Annotated in this window: 16 protein-coding genes and 1 pseudogene; 2 read left to right on the forward strand and 15 right to left on the reverse strand. The window is 73.1% G+C overall.

Annotated elements, in window-relative coordinates; all coding sequences use genetic code 11:
- The first annotated feature begins 5 nt into the window (after positions 1-5).
- Positions 6-1,157: a hypothetical protein gene (locus tag ACGF07_RS29290; protein WP_392903563.1), complete on the forward strand. Its 1,152-nt coding sequence runs from the start codon at positions 6-8 to the stop codon at positions 1,155-1,157.
- A 123-nt stretch (positions 1,158-1,280) separates the two neighbouring features.
- Here the strand turns inward: ACGF07_RS29290 and rlmN are convergent, their stop codons facing one another.
- The 6 genes from rlmN to rpsB form a co-directional block, all read right to left on the reverse strand.
- Positions 1,281-2,381: a 23S rRNA (adenine(2503)-C(2))-methyltransferase RlmN gene (gene rlmN, locus ACGF07_RS29295; RefSeq protein ID WP_350743810.1), complete on the reverse strand. Its 1,101-nt coding sequence runs from the start codon at positions 2,379-2,381 to the stop codon at positions 1,281-1,283.
- An 84-nt stretch (positions 2,382-2,465) separates the two neighbouring features.
- The gene (locus tag ACGF07_RS29300; protein ID WP_392903566.1) at positions 2,466-3,779 is read right to left on the reverse strand and encodes a phosphatidate cytidylyltransferase; all 1,314 of its coding nucleotides are present in this window, start codon (positions 3,777-3,779) and stop codon (positions 2,466-2,468) included.
- A 314-nt stretch (positions 3,780-4,093) separates the two neighbouring features.
- Positions 4,094-4,651: a ribosome recycling factor gene (frr, locus tag ACGF07_RS29305; RefSeq protein ID WP_350744752.1), complete on the reverse strand. Its 558-nt coding sequence runs from the start codon at positions 4,649-4,651 to the stop codon at positions 4,094-4,096.
- 96 nt (positions 4,652-4,747) lie between these two features.
- Positions 4,748-5,512 carry a UMP kinase gene (gene pyrH, locus ACGF07_RS29310; RefSeq protein WP_148642763.1) on the reverse strand — a complete coding sequence of 255 codons (765 nt, stop codon included), beginning with the start codon at positions 5,510-5,512 and terminating at the stop codon, positions 4,748-4,750.
- Positions 5,513-5,773: 261 nt separating this feature from the next.
- Positions 5,774-6,613, reverse strand: a complete 840-nt coding sequence (gene tsf / locus ACGF07_RS29315; protein ID WP_350744750.1) for a translation elongation factor Ts — start codon at positions 6,611-6,613, stop codon at positions 5,774-5,776.
- A gap of 129 nt (positions 6,614-6,742) precedes the next feature.
- The gene (rpsB, locus tag ACGF07_RS29320; RefSeq protein ID WP_350744748.1) at positions 6,743-7,594 is read right to left on the reverse strand and encodes a 30S ribosomal protein S2; all 852 of its coding nucleotides are present in this window, start codon (positions 7,592-7,594) and stop codon (positions 6,743-6,745) included.
- A 682-nt stretch (positions 7,595-8,276) separates the two neighbouring features.
- Between rpsB and ACGF07_RS29325 the strand changes: the two are divergent.
- Positions 8,277-8,879: pseudogene (locus ACGF07_RS29325) on the forward strand (peptidoglycan DD-metalloendopeptidase family protein); the annotation flags it as partial.
- Positions 8,880-9,005: 126 nt separating this feature from the next.
- On the opposite strand, the gene ACGF07_RS29330 reads toward ACGF07_RS29325, so the two are convergent.
- From ACGF07_RS29330 to lepB (ACGF07_RS29370), 9 genes are all read right to left on the reverse strand, one after another.
- Positions 9,006-9,605 carry a TetR/AcrR family transcriptional regulator gene (locus ACGF07_RS29330; protein ID WP_392903616.1) on the reverse strand — a complete coding sequence of 200 codons (600 nt, stop codon included), beginning with the start codon at positions 9,603-9,605 and terminating at the stop codon, positions 9,006-9,008.
- A gap of 112 nt (positions 9,606-9,717) precedes the next feature.
- Positions 9,718-10,563 carry an RNA polymerase sigma factor WhiG gene (gene whiG, locus ACGF07_RS29335; RefSeq protein ID WP_392903618.1) on the reverse strand — a complete coding sequence of 282 codons (846 nt, stop codon included), beginning with the start codon at positions 10,561-10,563 and terminating at the stop codon, positions 9,718-9,720.
- A gap of 600 nt (positions 10,564-11,163) precedes the next feature.
- On the reverse strand, positions 11,164-12,378 hold the full coding sequence (dprA, locus tag ACGF07_RS29340; protein WP_392903621.1) for a DNA-processing protein DprA: 1,215 nt from the start codon (positions 12,376-12,378) through the stop codon (positions 11,164-11,166).
- A gap of 5 nt (positions 12,379-12,383) precedes the next feature.
- Entirely contained in the window at positions 12,384-14,090 is a 1,707-nt protein-coding gene (locus ACGF07_RS29345; protein ID WP_392903571.1) for a YifB family Mg chelatase-like AAA ATPase, read from the reverse strand.
- Between the two features lies 1 nt (position 14,091).
- Positions 14,092-14,595, reverse strand: a complete 504-nt coding sequence (locus ACGF07_RS29350) for a YraN family protein (RefSeq protein ID WP_392903573.1) — start codon at positions 14,593-14,595, stop codon at positions 14,092-14,094.
- Positions 14,596-14,763: 168 nt separating this feature from the next.
- Positions 14,764-15,090 (reverse strand): DUF2469 domain-containing protein, encoded by a 327-nt coding sequence (locus tag ACGF07_RS29355; protein WP_030056781.1) that lies wholly within the window; start codon positions 15,088-15,090, stop codon positions 14,764-14,766.
- Positions 15,091-15,145: 55 nt separating this feature from the next.
- Entirely contained in the window at positions 15,146-15,619 is a 474-nt protein-coding gene (locus ACGF07_RS29360; protein WP_350744742.1) for an NUDIX domain-containing protein, read from the reverse strand.
- A gap of 112 nt (positions 15,620-15,731) precedes the next feature.
- The gene (gene lepB, locus ACGF07_RS29365; protein ID WP_392903576.1) at positions 15,732-16,493 is read right to left on the reverse strand and encodes a signal peptidase I; all 762 of its coding nucleotides are present in this window, start codon (positions 16,491-16,493) and stop codon (positions 15,732-15,734) included.
- Between the two features lie 145 nt (positions 16,494-16,638).
- On the reverse strand, positions 16,639-17,646 hold the full coding sequence (gene lepB / locus ACGF07_RS29370) for a signal peptidase I (RefSeq protein WP_350744739.1): 1,008 nt from the start codon (positions 17,644-17,646) through the stop codon (positions 16,639-16,641).
- Positions 17,647-17,659: the final 13 nt, after the last annotated feature.

Genomic DNA, 17,659 nt, shown 5'->3' on the forward strand with positions numbered 1-17,659 from the left:
TCGACGTGTTCTACCTCCGTCTGGCCCGGGGCTACCGGGTGCCCGACCTCGGCCGCTGGCTGCTCACCGCCCTGGCCTCCGCCGTCGTCGCCGCCTTCCTGCTGCGCTCCCTCGGCCGGGCGCTGAGCGACCCGCTCGGCGACACCGGCGCGCTGGTGCGGCTGCTGTGGTGCCTGCCGCCGCTGGCCGCCGTCGCCTGGTTCGCCGCCGTCGCCGCCCGCTCGGTGCCCGCCCGCCGGCCCGAACGGATCGCCGGCCTCACCGCCGCCGGAGCCGGCTCCCGCCGGATCCGCACCCTGATCGCCGGCGAGATCGCCCTCGCCTGCGCCCTCGGCAGCCTGCTCACCCTGCTGCTCTTCCTGGTGCTGCGCAACGACATCGCCGGGCCCTCGCTCGCCCCCGACCTCGGCATGGGCGTGCCGCTGCCGGCGGCCGCGCCCGTCACCCTGCTCGCCCTGGTGCCGCTCACCGCCGGCATCGCCGCCGCCTGCGCGGTACCCGTCCCCGACGCCCTGCCCGGCAGCCGCACCCCGTCCCCCAGCGGCTTCGGTGCCTGGCGGATCGCCCTGCCGATCGGCCTGGTGGTGATCGGCGCCGCGCTCGAACTCATCGCGCTGCGGCCCGGAGCCGCCGCCGACGGCCGCCCGATCCACCTGCCTGCCGGACTCGGCACGACCAGCACCGCCGCCCTCGGCGGCTGGGCCGCCAGCGCCCTCGGCCTGGCGCTGCTCACCGGACCACTGCTCGCCTGGACCGGGCGGCTGCTCGCCCTGGGCCGGCCCACCCCGCTGCGGCTGCTCGCCGGCCGCGGCCTCACCGCCCAGGCCCGGCGCCTCGGCCCGCCGCTGGCCGTCCTCACCCTCGTCGTCGCGCTGGTGCTCACCACCATCCGCTACTGGATCGGCACGCCCGACAGCGCCGACGCGCTGCCCGCCGTCGAGGCCTGCCTGGTGCTCGGCTGCGCGGCCGCCGCGGTGGTCTCCCGGCTGGCCGAGGTCCGCACCGACCGCCGCGAGGTCACCGACGCGCTGCTGCGCCTCGGCACCGCGCCGCGGCTGCTGTTCGGCGCGGTCGCGCTGCGCACCCTGGCGGTCGGCACCACGCTGCTGCTGACCGGCGGGGCCACCGCGGCGCTGGCGGCGGCCGGGCTGCGGTAGCGGGCTCCGGCGCTACCGGCCTCGCGGGCGGCCTCCCCGGTCCAGCACCCACGGGCGGCCTCCCGGGACAGCGCCTTCCCGGGTGGCCGCCGCCTTCGCGCTGGAGCTCAGCTGCGGCGGGGCTCAGCCGGCCGCGGCGAGCTGGCCGCAGGCGCCGTCGATCTCCTGGCCGCGGGTGTCGCGGACGGTCGTCGGTACGCCGTGCGCCTGGAGCCGGCGGACGAACTCGCGCTCGTCCTCGGGCCGCGAGGCCGTCCACTTCGAGCCCGGGGTCGGGTTCAGCGGGATCAGGTTGACGTGAACCCGGTGGTTCTTGATCAGTCGGCCGAGCAGGTCCGCGCGCCAGGCCTGGTCGTTGATGTCCTTGATCAGCGCGTACTCGATGGAGATCCGGCGGCCGGACTTCTCCGCGTAGTTCCACGCGGCGTCCAGTACCTCGTCGACCTTCCACCGGGTGTTCACCGGGACCAGCTCGTCGCGCAACTCGTCGTCCGGGGCGTGCAGCGACAGCGCCAGGCGGCAGCTGAGGCCCTCGTCCGCCAGCCGGTTCATCGCCGGGACGAGTCCGACCGTGGAGACGGTGATGCCGCGCTGGGACAGGCCGAAGCCGTCCGGAGCCGGGTCGGTCAGCCGGCGGATCGCGGCCAGCACCCGGTTGTAGTTGGCCAGCGGCTCGCCCATGCCCATGAAGACCACGTTCGACAGCCGCGCCTCGCCGCCCGGGATCTCGCCGGCCTTGAGCGCGCGCATCCCGGCGGCGATCTGCTCGACGATCTCGGCGGTGGACAGGTTGCGGGTCAGCCCGGCCTGGCCGGTGGCGCAGAACGGACAGTTCATGCCGCAGCCCGCCTGCGAGCTGATGCACATGGTGACCCGGTCCGGGTAGCGCATCAGCACCGACTCGACGAGGGTGCCGTCGAACAGCTTCCAGAGCGTCTTGCGCGTGGCGTCGTCGTCGCAGGAGACGTGCCGCACCACCGACATCAGCTCGGGCAGCAGGCTCTCGGTGAGCTTCTCCCGGCTGGCGGCCGGGATGTCCGTCCAGCTCGCCGGGTCGTTCGACATCCGGCCGAAGTAGTGGTTGGAGAGCTGCTTGGCGCGGAACGGCTGCTCGCCCAGCTCGGCGACGGCCTCCTTGCGCTCGGCGGGGCTGAGGTCGGCGAGGTGTCGCGGGGGCTTGGCGCCGCGCGGCGCGACAAACGTGAGTTCTCCGGGCTTAGGCATGGTCCATCCAGTGTCGCAGACGCGTGAGGGCCCCGGACGCCGGGCGTCCGGGGCCCTCACGGTGAGCGCTCGTACCGGGCCCGGTCAGCTGCCGACGAAGGCGGCCAGCAGCAGCCAGACCACCGGGGCGGTCGGCAGCAGCGAGTCCAGCCGGTCCATGATGCCGCCGTGGCCGGGCAGCAGCGTGCCCATGTCCTTGATCCCGAGGTCGCGCTTGATCATCGACTCGCCCAGGTCGCCCAGGGTCGCGGTGACCGCCGCGCAGCCGCCCAGGATCAGGCCCTGCCACCAGCTGCCGCCGTCGATGATCAGCTGCATCAGCACGGCGCCCGCCAGCATCGACAGGCCGATGCCGCCGGCCAGGCCCTCGCGGGTCTTGCCGGGGCTGATCGTCGGCGCCAGCTTGTTCCGGCCGAACTTGTAGCCCACGGCGTAGGCGCCGGTGTCGCTGCAGATCGTGACGATCAGAAAGAGCACGATCCGCTGGGGGCCGTCGTCGGCCGCCAGCATCATGGCCACGAAGGTGGCCAGGAACGGCACGTAGAAGGCGGTGAACACCCCGGCCGTTATGTCCCGCAGGTAGTTCTCGGGCGGTCCGGCCATCCGCCAGACCATCACCGCGAGCCCGGTCAGCGCGAGCGAGGCCGCGGCCCACTGGACCCCGGACCAGTAGCCGGTGGCCACCATGGCGACGCCGCCCACCACCAGCGGGACCAGCGGCGCGTTGATCTCCTTGCGCTCGGAGAGCCGGCTGGTCAGCTCCCAGACGCCGACCGCGACCGCGGCCATCACGACGACCAGGAACAACGCCTTCACCACGAACAGCGAGGCGACGATCACCGCCCCGAGACCGACTCCCACGCCTATGGCGGCCTGGAGGTTACGGCCGCCGCGCTGCTTGCGCGGCTCCGGCTGCGGGGCGGGCTGGGCGGCCACGGAAGTCTCCTGCCCTGGGTGGGACGACGGCACGAAGTGGGGCTGCCCGGCCGGCCGGTGACTCTGCGGCGGCGCGGGATGCACCGGAGCCCCCGGGTGCGGCTGGGCGCCGGGGGCGGGGGCGGGGGTGGCGTCGTCGGCTATCGCGCGCAGCACGACCGTCTCCGTCACGCCCGGCTGGACCGTTCCGGGCCGCTCGTCCCGGAACAGCGGGCCACCGCCCGGCCGGCCCTGCGCCGCAGGCTGCCCGGGGGCGGCCGGCCCGTGCGGTGCCGCCGGGCCCGGGCCGGCGCCGCGGTCCGAGCCGTGGACGCCGCGGTCGGAGCCGTGGACGCCGCGGCCGGGGCCGTGGGCGCCGCGGTCGGGGCCGTGGGCGCCGCGGTCGGGGCCGTGGGCGCCGTAGTCGCCGCTGCGGTCGGGCGCACCGGGCTGCGGGCCCGGGTCGGCCGGGACGGGAGGCATGACCTGAGTCTCCTCCGCGTCGCCGCCCCAGTACACCGGAGACTGCTGCGAGTGATCCGAACGGAGGTCGGGGCCGCCCGGGGCAGCGCCCGCCACGCCCCGGTGGGGGGCCTGACCGGGGTGCCCCTGGGCACCGTGTCCGTGGACGGGGTGACCCTGGACGGGCTGACCCTGGACCGGCGCCGGGTGCTCGCCGTACCCCGGCGCCGGCTGGGCCGACGGCCGGGGTGCCTGCGGCTGCGGCGCCGGGCGGTAGGGCTGGAACTGCTGGTCGGACGGGCCCCAGTAGCCAGGGGCGTCAGGGGCGTCGTTCATCAGACCTCGAGCAGCTCGGCTTCCTTGTGCTTCAGCAGCTCGTCGACCAGGGCCACGTACTTGGCCGTGGTGTCGTCGAGCTCCTTCTCACCGCGACGGCCGTCGTCCTCGCCGACCTCGCCGTCCTTCACCAGCTTGTCGATGGCGTCCTTGGCCTTGCGGCGCACCGAACGGATCGAGACCTTGGCGTCCTCGCCCTTGGTGCGGGCGATCTTGATGAACTCCCGGCGGCGCTCCTCGGTCAGCTCGGGCAGCACCACCCGGATGATGGAGCCGTCGTTCGACGGGTTGACGCCCAGGTCGGAGTCGCGGATCGCCTGCTCGATCGCCTTCAGGGCGGTCTTGTCGAACGGCGAGACGACCGCCATCCGGGGCTCCGGCACCGAGAACGAGGCCAGCTGGTTGATCGGCGTCACGGCGCCGTAGTACTCGGCGACGATCTTGGCGAACATCGCCGGGTGCGCACGGCCGGTGCGGATGGCCGCGAGGTCGTCCTTGGCGACGGAAACGGCCTTCTCCATCTTCTCCTCGGCCTCGAGGAGGGTCTCTTCGATCACTGTGGTCTCCCTGTCCGGTTCATCTGCTGTTGTCCCGACCGGTGTCGGCATCGGGGCCGGTCGCGGCGGACGCCGTCCCGTACGGCTGGTTGCTGCTCAGGCCCGGACGGAATCCTGGCTGATGAGTGTGCCGATCTTCTCACTCTTCACCGCACGCGCGATATTGCCCTCCGCCAGCAGTTCGAAGACCAGCATCGGGAGGTTGTTGTCCTTGCACAGCGTGATCGCGGTGAGGTCGGCGACCTTGAGGTCGCGCGCGATGACCTCGGAGTACTCCAGCGCGTCGAACTTGACCGCGTCGGGGTTGGTCCGCGGGTCGGAGTCGTAGACGCCGTCCACGCCGTTCTTGCCCATCAGCAGGACGTCGGCGTGGATCTCCAGGGCGCGCTGGACGGCCGTGGTGTCGGTGGAGAAGTACGGCATGCCCATACCGGCGCCGAAGATCACCACACGGCCCTTCTCCAGGTGCCGGACGGCCCGCAGCGGCAGGTACGGCTCGGCCACCTGACCCATGGTGATGGCGGTCTGGACCCGGGTCTCGATGCCCTCCTTGACCAGGAAGTCCTGCAGCGCCAGGCAGTTCATGACGGTGCCGAGCATGCCCATGTAGTCCGAGCGGGCCCGGTCCATGCCGCGGACCTGCAGCTCGGCGCCCCGGAAGAAGTTGCCGCCGCCGATAACCACCGCGACCTCGGTGCCGGCGCGGACGACCGTGGCGATCTCCCGGGCGATCGCGTGCACGACGTCCGGGTCGACGCCGAGCCCGCCGCCACCGGCGAAGGCTTCACCGGACAGCTTGAGCAGCACCCGGCGGCGCGAGCCCGCCTGGGGGTCCTGCGCGGTCTCCTGCGTCTCCTGCATGGACTTCTCCTTTTTGCACCTGCTGGCTCACAGGCCTGGGTGTGCGGGTACCCGGCCTGCGCGTACACGCGAGGAGGCCACTGCCGCGGGAACCGGTTCGGTGTCCTGCACGGCAATGGCCTCCTCGTCGTTCATGGTGCCGAAGCGGCCCGCCCATGGACGGTTGGCGCTGGGTGAGCCCGTTCGGCGTTCCGCCCGCCCTGGTCAGCGGGCGGGGGCGGTTCCCAGCCTAAGGGGGCCGGGGACCAGGTGGAACGTGACTCAGGCGCCGACGCGGAAGCGGGCGAAGCGCTTGAGGGTGACGCCATTCTCCTCGAGGACCTTGGCGACGGTCTTCTTGTTGTCCTTGGCGAACGCCTGCTCCAGGGCGGCGTTCTCCTTGACGAAGCCGGTGACGCGGCCCTGGACGATCTTCTCCAGAGCGGCCTCGGGCTTGCCCTCCTCGCGAGCGGTGGCCTCGGCGACGCGGGCCTCGCTCTCCAGGACCTCGGCCGGGATCTCGTCGCGGGACAGGAACTTCGGCGCGAAGGCGGCGATGTGCTGCGCGACGTCCTTGGCGACCTCGGCGTTCTCCTTGTCCAGCTCGACCAGGACGCCGACAGCCGGCGGCAGGTCGGGGCTGGTCTTGTGCAGGTAGACAGCGACGAAGCCGTCACCGTCGAACTGCGCGAAGCGACGGAAGACGATCTTCTCGCCCAGGGTCGCGTTGGCCTCGTCCACGAACTGCTGGACGGTCTTGCCGGGCTCGATCTCGGAGGCCAGGGCGGCGTCCAGGTCGGCCGGGGCGGACTTGGCGACGTGGGCGGCGATCGCGTCGGCGACCTTGACGAAGTTGTCACCCTTGGCGACGAAGTCGGTCTCGCAGTTCAGCTCGACCAGGACGCCGGACTTCTTGTCCTCGGCGATCAGCGCGGCGACGGCGCCGTTGGAGGCGTCACGGCCCTCGCGCTTGGCAACGCCCTTCTGGCCCTTGATGCGCAGGAGCTCGACGGCCTTCTCGACGTTGCCCTCGGCCTCGTCCAGGGCCTTCTTGCAGTCCATCATGCCGGCGCCGGTGAGCTCACGGAGCTTCTTGACGTCCGCGGCGGTGAAGTTCGCCATGGTGTGAATCTCTTCTCGCGTCTCGCGTGTCTGCGTGGGGTGGCGCCGGGACCGGTGGTTCGGTCCCGGCGCGGGAGAGAGGGGCACCTGCCGGCTTGGTACCGGCCGGTGCCCCTCACCCTTGGTACGTCAGGCCTGCTCGGCCGGCGCCTCGGCGGCGGGGGCGGCCTCGGCCTCGGCGGCGGGGGCGGCCTCGTCGGCCTTCTTCTCGCCCTCGATGAGGTCCTTCTCCCAGTCGGCCAGCGGCTGGTCGGCGCCCGGCTCGGCCTTGGCGTCGCCCTTGGCGACACCGGCGCGGGCCTTCAGGCCCTCGGCCACGGCGTCGGCGATCACGCGGGTCAGCAGGGTGACGGAGCGGATCGCGTCGTCGTTGCCCGGGATCTTGTAGTCGACCTCGTCCGGGTCACAGTTGGTGTCGAGGATGGCGACGACCGGGATGTTGAGCTTCCGGGCCTCGCCGACCGCGATGTGCTCCTTCTTGGTGTCCACGATCCAGACGGCGCTGGGAACGCGCTGCATGTCGCGGATACCGCCGAGGGTCTTCTCCAGCTTGTCGTGCTCGCGCTGGAGGACCAGGAGCTCCTTCTTGGTGAGGCCGGAGCCGGCCACGTCCGAGAAGTCCAGCTCGCCGAGCTCCTTGAGGCGCTGCAGACGCTTGTAGACGGTCGAGAAGTTGGTCAGCATGCCGCCGAGCCAGCGCTGGTTCACGTAGGGCATGCCCACGCGGGTGGCCTGCTCGGCGATGGCCTCCTGGGCCTGCTTCTTCGTGCCGACGAAGAGGACGCTGCCGCCGTGGGCAACGGTCTCCTTGATGAACTCGAAGGCGCGGTCGATGTAGTTCAGCGACTGCAGCAGGTCGATGATGTAGATGCCGTTGCGCTCGGTGATGATGAAGCGCTTCATCTTCGGGTTCCAGCGGCGGGTCTGGTGACCGAAGTGGACGCCGCTCTCCAGCAGCTCCCGCATCGTGACGACGGCCATTGCCGTGCTCCTCAGGTGTTACGGCCCGGCTGCGGCGTTCCCTCGGGGGTTCCCCTCGGGCGTTCGCCCACGGCCGGGTCAGGCTCGGTTTTGTCCGTGGCAGCCAGGTGACAGCCACGCCTGACGCCCCGAACGTGCCGAGCCGCTTCCACCCGCTCGGTCCGGGGACCGGTCGGGCTCGGCGGACCGAGCGGCACTCGCACCTGGCGGGGCCGCGGAGAACCGCGTCCGACCACCGGTGGCGGGGCGTGCGAAGTCGACCCAGTGGACCGGGTCGCGTGTGAAGTGTACGGGAAGCGCCGAGCGGCGAGCGACTTCACGAGCGTCGCAGGGCAGCGGACGGCCTGCGGGCGGCCCGTGTGCGGCCTGGGTGCGGCCTGGGTGCGGCCCGGGGATGGTCGGGGATGGCCCGGGGCCGGACTCGCGGACGGCTTCTGGTCCGGGGCGGCGGCACGGGCCGTGCGCGCCGGGTGGGTGCTGGTCGGCTGCCTGCCCGCGGATCGGTGCCCGCATGCCGGTTGTACACCGGATGGCGGGATCCGTACACCCGTCTGAGGGATGGCGGCCGGGAGTGGGGGTTTTGTCCACAGATTTTTGAAAGGGGGTGGTGCGGGGCGGGCACCAGCAGGAGCCTCGGCGCATGACTGGGTGCGGTGAGGTGTGTGGGGAGCTGCGCGATGGCATGCGCGCGGGGACGCGCGATGGGGTGTGCGGTGGAGCGCGGGGGTCGCCGGGGGTGGTCGCCGCGCTCGCCGGGGCGGCGCGGGTGCTGGCGCTGGCGCTGGCGGTGGTGCTGACAGCGGTGCTCGGGTGTCCGGGGAGCGCGGGCGCGGTCGGCCTTGCCGCTCGGGGCCCTCGGGGCGCTGGAGGCTTCGGGGTCGGTCCGAGTGGCGGGGCCGGTGCAGGTGGCGGGGGCCTCGCGGCGGCGCGGGCCTGGCTGGTGGGTGGGCCGGATGGCGTGCTGGCACGGTTCGAGCCGCCGGCGAAGCCCTGGGCAGCCGGGCACCGGGGAGTGGACCTTACCGCCGAGCCCGGGGCCGAGGTACGGGCGGCCGCCGCCGGGGTGGTCCTGTTCTCCGGGCTGGTGGCGGGGCGGCCGGTCGTGACCGTCTCCCACCCCGGATCCGGCGAGCCCGCGCTCCGCACGACATACCTGCCGGTCATCGGCACCCTCCCGCCCGGTACCGCCGTCTCCACCGGCCAGGTGATCGGGCGGCTCAGCTCCGACGGACGGCACTGCGGCACCAGGGACTGCCTGCACTGGGGGCTGCTGCGCGGGCACCGGTACCTCGACCCACTGGCCCTGCTCGGCGTCGGCGCGGCGCGGCTGCTGCCGCTGGGCGGTGTGGACGGCGGCCAGCCGGGGCGGGCGAGCCCAGACCCGGTCGGCGGCTCAGGCTCGGCCAGCGACTCAGGTCCGGGAGAGGCCGTGCAGCGCCAGGGCGACGGCGGCGTCGGCGATGGCCCGGGAGGTCTCGGTGGCGGTGGCCTCAGTCGGGCACCCCGGGCGGTCTCCCCCGGCCGGCTGCTCGGCCCGGCGGACGGCCGCCTCCACGATCCCCTGCAACAGCGCCGCAGCCAGCCGGGGCTGCTCGTGACCGAGTTCCTCCAGCGCCTGGACGACCGGACCGACGAGTCGGCCGTGTGCCGCTCGGATGCGCTCGCGCGCGGCCTCGTCCAGCTCCAGGGCCGAGATGGCCACGACCGCGCGGTGCCTCGGGTCGGCGGCCAACGCCAGCTGGCCCCGGACATACGCCTCGATCCGCTCGGCGGCGGTGTCGCAGCTCGCCATCCCGGCCTCGATCTCGGCCGCCCAGAGCGGGAAGTCCACCTCGCAGAGCGCCTCGACCACGGCGGCGCGGGAGCGGAAGTACTCGTAGACCGAGGAGCGCGCCAGCCCGGTGCGTGACGCGAGCGCGGGGAAAGTCAGGGCCTCCATGCCACCCTCGGTGAGAAGGGCGCGGGCAGCGTCCAGGAGGGCTGCCCGCTGCAGCTGACGATGCTCGGCCACGGTGGCAGCTCGGATCTTCGGCACGCACCAACTGTACGGAGCGGTGTCCATGGCCGTTACGGTGCCGCGCTTTCGAACGGAGTGCGGGGCCGTCCGGCGGTTCCGGCGCGCGCTACCGGACGTCCGAGAGCTTGGCGCGCAGTTGGAGGACGGACTTGGTGTGGATCTGGCTCACCCGACTCTCCGTCACCCCGAGCACCTGTCCGATCTCGGCGAGGGTGAGACCTTCGTAGTAGTAGAGCGTCACCACGGTCTTCTCCCGCTCGGGGAGAGTGTTGATCGCCTGGGCCAGCAGTCTGCGCAGCTCGCGGTCCTCGGCCACCTCGACCGGGTCGTCCGCGCCGTGGTCCTCCAGGGTGTCCATCAGGCTCAGCCGGTCGCCGCCGTCGCCCACCGGGTGAAGCAGCTCGTCCAGGGCCACAACGTTGGCGAGCGACAGTTGGCTGAAGATCGCGTGCAGGTCCTCGATCGCGATGCCCATCTCGGCCGCGACCTCGGGATCGTGCGGCGTCCGGCGCAGCCGTGCCTCCAGCGTCGCGTACGTCCGTTCGACGGCCTTCGCCTTCTGCCGCACCGATCGCGGGATCCAGTCCAGGGCGCGCAGTTCGTCGATGATCGCGCCGCGGATCCGGCTGATCGCGTAGGTCTCGAACTTGATCGCGCGGTCGATGTCGAACTTCTCGATGGCGTCGATCAGCCCGAAGACCCCGGAGGAGACGAAGTCGGCCTGCTCGACGTTGGCGGGCAGACCGACCCCGACCCGGCCCGCGACGTACTTGACGAGTGGTGAGTAGTGCAGGATCAGCTGTTCGCGCAGCCGCTGATCGCCGGTCTCCTTGTAGGAGCGCCAGAGCTCTTGGAGCGCACTGCGCCCCGCGGTGCCGGGCGAGGGAACGGCGCCGGGCGGAGGGACGGTCCCGGGCGGGGGGACGGCGCCGGGCGGGGGGATGGTGCCCAGTGGTGGTGCGGCGCCCGGCGGTGGTGCAGCGTCTGCGGGGAGCGCTGCGTCCTCGGGCGGGGGTGCGGTCTCCTCGGGTGGGGGCGTGGCGTCCGGGGAGGGAGTGCCGCCGGGCGGCCGGGGCGCGCGGTCGGCGGGCACGCCGGGGCGCACGCCCGCCGCACCGGCCGTCCCGTTGCCGGGGGGCGGCTCGGTTCCGCGGGCCGCGTCCGCGGGCTGGCCCGGCACCACCGCCGGCCGGCCGCCCTGGCGCGACAGGCCTCCCATGGTTCCCGCCGGCTTGGACGGGAACTCGGTCGCGGGTCGCCGCTCGGTCCGCGGCCCTCCCGAGGACCGGGCGCCACCGGTCACTCTGTGTCCGGGAATGTGTGTGGGCATACGTTGGTCTGCGCCGTTCTGCCGAGTCATGTGCTGATAGGGAAGGCATGTGGAGCGTAGCGTGACCGACTCGCTGCAAAGCGCTACCGCCACCCGGTCGTCCCTCGATCCGGTGGCGTTCGCCCACCGGATCCGGCCACACGAACGGAAGAACCGGATCAGCAGGTCAGCGGGGCCGTCCCGTACCGGCGCCCGGCGCACGCGCGTTCCCCTCTCCGACGGTCAGTTCCTCCTCCGTACCGCGCGCCAGTGCGCTCCGTGCCGCTCCACGTAACCGAGGGCGCTCAACTCGTAGAGGCGTTGGAGGGCTTCGTCCGGCGGGAGCCCGGACAGGCGGGCCAGCCGTTCGACCGGGGCTCCGTCCGCCGTGGCGGGGACGGCCTCCAGCACCCGGGCCACCCCGGGCTCCAGCAGGTCCCGCGGGAGCACCGGCCCACTGCGCTCCGGCGCCAGGTCATCGCCGATCGCACCGATCAGCTCGGTGATCTCGGCCGCGTCGGTGACGAGCGTGGCGCTGCCGCTGCGGATCAGGGCGTGCACCCCGGCGGAGAGCTCCGAGGTGACCGGGCCGGCGACGCCCATGGTGTGGCGGTTGAGGTCCCGCGCCCGTCTCGCGGTGCTCAGCGCGCCGCTGCGCACGGCCGCCTCGACCACCACCGTGCCCCGGGTGAGCGCCGCGATGACGCGGTTGCGGAGCACGAAGCGGAAGCGGTTCGGGTGCTCCCCCGGCGGGAGTTCGCTGACCAGGAGGCCCTGGGCACCGATCCGTCGGATCAGTTCGGTGTTGCCCTTCGGGTAGGCCACGTCGACCCCGCAGGCGAGGACGCCGATGGTCATCCCGCCGACGGCGAGCGCCCCTCGGTGGGCGGCCGCGTCGATCCCGTAGGCCGCTCCGGAGACCACCACCCAGCCGCGCTCAGCCAGTTGGGCCGACAGCTCCCCCGCGACGTGGGCGCCGTAGGCGGTGCACGCCCGGGACCCCACCACCGCGACCGAGCGCAGGGCGAGCAGCCGGAGCGAACCGGTGCCGGCGGTCCACAGCCCGATCGGGCGTCCGTCGCCCAGGTCGTCCAGTTGACTCGGCCATTCCGTGTCCCCCGGAATGATGAAGCGTCCCCCGACGGCTCGTACCCGGTTCAGGTCGTCCACCGGATCCAGGCCCGGGAGCCGCGCCTGGTAGGCGGCCAGCCGAGCGGCGTCCAGCCCGGGGTGCTCGGGGACGGCACCCGCCCGGATCGCCCGGACCACGTCGGCAGCGGGCAGCTGTCCGAGCCAGCGCCCGACCACGGCGTCCCCCGGTTCGGTGAGCCGGGTGAGAAGTACCCGGGCGAGGCGCTCGGCGTCGGCTGCGGACGTGCCGCCGGAGGCCGTTGCCGGGCCCGGCGGCGCGCCGGTGCCGGGCTCACCCGCACGGGGTGCTTGAGGGTTCCTCAACAGCTGGTTCACGCCGCCTCCTCCTCGTCGGCCGGTGGCTGTCCGGGCTCGGGTGGCCAGTCGTCAGGGCCGCTCCGCCGCTGGGCCGGTACGGACCCGAGCCGGCCGAACGGGCGTTCGGCCAGCGGCAACCCCTGCTCGACCCCGGTGCGCATCACCAGGGCGGTGCGCACGTCCCGCCGGTCCGGCCGGTCCCGGCCGGCCAGATCGGCGACCGTCCAGGCGACCCGGAGCACCCGGTCCAGGCCTCGGGCGGTCAGCAGCCCGCGTTCCAGCTGGCGCGCGACGTCGTTGAGCGCGCCCGGACCGAGCTGCCACCGGGTGCGCAGTTCGTGGCCCGGCACCTCCGCGTTGGTCCGCCACGGGGTGTGCTCCAGCCGCGCGGCCGCCCGCTCCCGCGCGGCCAGCACCCGGGCCGCGACGGTCTCGGTGCTCTCCGCCGTGACGTCCCGTTCCATCAGTTCGGCCCTGGTCACCGGGGCGACCTGGACCTGGAGGTCGACCCGGTCCAGCAAAGGGCCGGAGAGCCGCCCCTGGTAGCGGCTGACCATCGCGGGCGTGCACTCGCAGCCCTCGCCCCGCCGTGAGTACCGGCCGCACGGGCAGGGGTTGGCGGCCAGACAGAGGAGGAAGCGGGCCGGGAGGCGGAGCGAGCCGGCCGATCGGGCGATCACCACCTCGCCCGATTCCAGCGGCTGGCGCAGCGCGTCGAGCACCCGCACCGGGAATTCCGGCGCCTCGTCCAGGAAGAGCACGCCCCGATGGGCCAGCGAGACCGCACCCGGTCTCGGCAGGCCGCTGCCGCCGCCGACGATCGCGGGCATGGTGGTGGAGTGGTGCGGGGCGCAGTAGGGCGCGGTGTCGATCAGAGGGCGCCCGGCGGGGAGCAGGCCCGCCACGGAGTGGACGGCGGTGACCTCCAGCGCCTCCTTCTGGGTCAGTGGCGGGAGCAACGAGGGCAGCCGCTCCGCCAGCATCGTCTTGCCGGCACCGGGAGGGCCCTTCAGGTAGAGGTGGTGTCCTCCGGCGGCGGCGATCTCCAGTGCCCGCCGGGCCTCGTACTGGCCGGCCACGTCGGCCATGTCGAGGCGGAGCGCCCGGTCGTCCGGCAAGCCCCGGACGCCGGCGGTGGGCAGCATCAGGCCGGCCATCAGCGGATCCGGCCGGCCGCCGATCGGGTCGGGCGGCTCCTCCGGCTCCGTCGCCCCGGTCAGGATGGCGACCAGCTGGCGCAGGCTCCGGACGCCGATCACCGTCACCCCGGGGACGAGCGAGGCCTCGGGTGCGGTCTGTTCGGCGACCACGACCCGTTCGTACCCGGCGTCGGCGGCGGCCAGCACCGACGGCAGCACTCCGCGGACCGGCCGCACCCGGCCGTCCAGCCCGAGTTCGCCGATGAGCAGCAGGTCCGCGATGGACGACGGGTCGAGCCGCTCGGCGGCGGCCAGCACCGCGCAGGCCACCGCGAGGTCGAAGCCGCTGCCGCTCTTGGGCACCGAGGCGGGGCTGAGGCCGACGGTCAGCTTGCGCTGCGGCCAGGGCTCCCCGCTGTTGCAGACCGCGGCGCGGACCCGGTCGCGGGCCTCGGTGAGCGCCTTGTCGGGCAGGCCGACCAGGGTGAACGCGGCCACCCCGGGCTCCAGATCGGCCTGCACCTCGACGATCACCCCGTCGACCCCGACGAGGGCGACGGAACAGGTTCGGGCGAAGGCCATCTCAGACCACCCCCCGCAGGTGGTCGACCAGGGCCGCACCCCGCGCCCGGTTGACCACGGCCACCAGATCGATCCGCACTCCGCCCGGTGGGGCGGGAGGCCATTGCGGATCCGCCGGCCCGGGGTCGTACCCGGGCCCGGCGAGCCGGGCGAAGTGACCGGGCCATCGTTCGGCCATCCAGCGCTCGGCCAGGCGCTGGAGCCGGGCGGCCTTGACCCGGTCGATGGCCTCGCTGGGTTGCTGGAAGCCCCGCTCGGAGCGGGTCTTCACCTCGCAGACCGCCACCGTGTCGCCGTCGAGGGCGACGATGTCCAGCTCGCCCTCGGCGCAGCGCCAGTTGCGGTCCAGGATGCGGAGCCCGGCCTCCGCGAGCCAGCGGGCGGCGACCCGCTCCCCGTAGCGGCCGAGCCCGTTGTTGGTGCTGCGCTCCGGGCTCTTCCCGGTGTCCGGCCCGGCTGCGGCCGTGTTCGGCACGGCCTGGTCCTGCACGATGGTGTTCTGCACGGTGACCACCTCCGCCGAGGAGGCTGCACCACCGTGTGCGACGGAGCCGGAGAATTCCGGTTCCCTGTGGATAACTCGGGCCTGTGGATAACTTTTGTCACCCGCAGGGGTGAGAAGCCCCCTTCGCCCGAAATTCGGCTGGACAACGCGGGACGGAGTCGTCCAACGTCAGTTCCCGAAGCCGGACTCGTCCGAGGGCAGCTCCAGATCGCTCTTCGCGAGTTCCTCGATGTTCACGTCCTTGAAGGTCAGCACCCGGACCTTGCGGACGAACCGGGCCGGCCGGTACATGTCCCAGACCCACGCATCCGCCATCGACACCTCGAAGAACACCTCGCCCTGGACCGAGTGCACCTGCAGCTCGTAGTCGTTGGTGAGGTAGAACCGTCGCTCGGTCTCGATCACGTACTTGAACAGGCCGACGACGTCCCGGTACTCCCGGTAGAGCTTGAGCTCCATCTCGGTCTCGTACTTCTCGAGATCTTCGGCACTCATCCAGGCGTCCCCTCAACTTGTCACGTCCACCCATTGTGGACCACCGCACCCCCGCTCAGAGCCGTACCGGTTCGACCGGCGGGCCCTGCGCCAGCAGTCGCCCGAGGAAGTCCGCCAGTCCGGCCGGATAGACCGTCTCGGTGGTCCCTCTCAGTTCCTCGACCGTCCACCAGCGCGCCGCGAGCAGCTGGGCGTGTTCGTCCTCGCCCATTCCCGAGTGATCCAGATCCGTCTCCGTGGTCCGGGCCAGGTGGAACCACTGCTCCTGCTCGTAGCGCTGCCCCTGAAAGGAGAACGACACCGTGCCGTACGCCACCAAGGGCCCCAGGTCCACTCCCCGCAGACCGGTCTCCTCCGCGAGTTCCCGCTCGGCTGCCTCGCGCACGTCCTCCCCCGGCTCCAAGCCGCCTCCGGGCGTGAACCACCACGCCTCTCCGGGCACGGCCGGATCGGTCCCCAGGAAGAGGAGGATGCGGTCCAGCCCGTCCAGCAGGAGGATCCGCGCCGCCCTGCGACGCTGTGCTGTCATGGCAGCGCTCCACGCTCCTTCCGTACGCATCGGTGGCGCTAACGATCCTGCCACCCGGCGCGGCCGTCCGGGGCGATGTTCGCCAGAGCGGCCCGGCCGACGACGGCCCCGCTCAGGTACTGCGCCCCCGGCGGAACCGGCGGGCCAGGCCCGCCACCCCGCCCACCACGGAGGTGACGACGATCAGCGCCGCGCCCGCAACGCTGGCGTAGGCCGCCGGCTCCAGCGGCCCGGGCGAGCCGGCCTTCGGGCCCGGGAAGGAATCGAAGGCCGTGGTGCGCTCGAGCAGGCCCATCCGGCCGAAGGGCTGCAGGGTGGCCTCGACCCTGGCCTCGACCTCGGCGGCCGGGACGGTCCCGCCGTCGACCTCCAGGTGGGTGCGGGAGTCGAGCGAGCCGACCCGGTTGTCGCCGAGCAGGAACAGCCGGCCCTGCGGCACCGTCACGCTGAACGACTCGCCCTGGCGGCCCTGGGCCGCGAGGTACGGCTCGTCCACCGGCTGTCCGTTGACCGTCAGCCGCTGGTCGCTCCCGGCGCTGGTGGTGGCGACGGTGTCCCCGCCGACCGCGACCACCCGCTTGACCATGAGCTCGCCGCCCCAGGCCTGGTCACGGAAGACCACCACGTCACCCCGGCCGATGGTGCCGCCGCCCACCTTGCGGGCGAGCACGGTGTCCCCTGCCTGGAGGGTCGGGTGCATGGAGGCCGTGGGGATCTTGTACGGCCGGTAGTCGACCGCGATCAGGGCGAAGCCGCCGATCATCAGCACCAGCCCGAGCGCGAGCGCCACGCCCTGCAGCACCGCGGCGGGCCCCCGGCGGAGCCGGGCGGGCGCGGCCGGTCTGTCGGCCGGCTGTTCCACGACACTGCTCATCGACACCGTCCACCTCTGACCGACCGGACAAGACCACTGGCACGCCGGTGGCTCGGGCGGGAACGCCGACGGGCCGTGGCACGTCCGAGCAGATTACTCGTCGGTACCACGGCCCGCGCAAGAGCTTGCGGCGACCCGGTGGAGCTCAGGACTCCTTCCGGCGGTCGGCCCGGGTCCGAACTCGACGCACCAGCGGAAGCAGCGCGACGGCACCCACCGCACCGGCCACGGGAGGCGCCACCGGCAAGGCCGCCGCCAGCCCCTTCTGGTCGTAGGTGTCGGGCACCGGAAGCGTCGACCAGTGGTCGATCGGCCAGGCCACCACGAAGGCGCGCCCGATGACGTTGTCCACCGGCACCGTCCCGCCACCGGGCTGGTCCATGTGGAAGCGCGAGTCCAGCGAGTCGGCGCGGTGGTCGCCCATCACCCAGATCCGGCCCTTGGGCACCTTCACGGGGCCGAAGGGCTGCGTCCCGCAGGGGGTGTTGCCCTGGTAGACGTACGGCTCGTTGAGCGCGACACCGTTGACCTTGACCGGCCCGTCGCCCTTGCACTCGACGGTGTCCCCGCCGACCGCGATGACCCGCTTGATCAGGTCCTTCTCGTTGGCGGAGGGCATCAGGCCGACGAAGCTGAGCACGTCCTGGACACCGCGGACGAAGGAGTTGCCGCTCTGCTGGGTCGGCTCGTCGTTCAGCCAGCCGCCCGGGTCGTGGAACACCACGACCTCACCGCGCTCGGGCTCGGCCCCGAACCAGGGCGTCAGCTTGTCCACCAGGACGCGGTCGCCGACCTGCAGCGTGTTCTGCATCGACTCCGACGGAATGGAGAACGCCTGGACGAAGAAGGTCTTGATCACCAGCGCGAGGATCAGCGCGATGCCGACCAGGATCGGCAGCTCCTTCAGGAAGGAGCGCTGCTTGCGCGGCTTGGCCGGAGCCTCCGACTCCGACTCGTCCGCCGGCTCGGTCCCCGGCCGCTGGGGCTCCGAGGAGTCCTCCGCTCCGGTGCCGTGCCCGTCCGCGGTCTTGGCGGTCGAGTCATCGACCGCGGGCGAAGGCGCCGAGGAGTCGGCGGACCGGGTCACCCGGCCACCGCCCGAGCCCTCGGGTTCCCCGGCGCCCGCGCGGGCGCCGATCACCAAATCCCCCACAACGTCTCCTCCC

Origin of the sequence: Kitasatospora sp. NPDC048194 (assembly GCF_043202455.1) — a bacterium.
In the GTDB taxonomy this organism is placed as follows: domain Bacteria; phylum Actinomycetota; class Actinomycetes; order Streptomycetales; family Streptomycetaceae; genus Kitasatospora.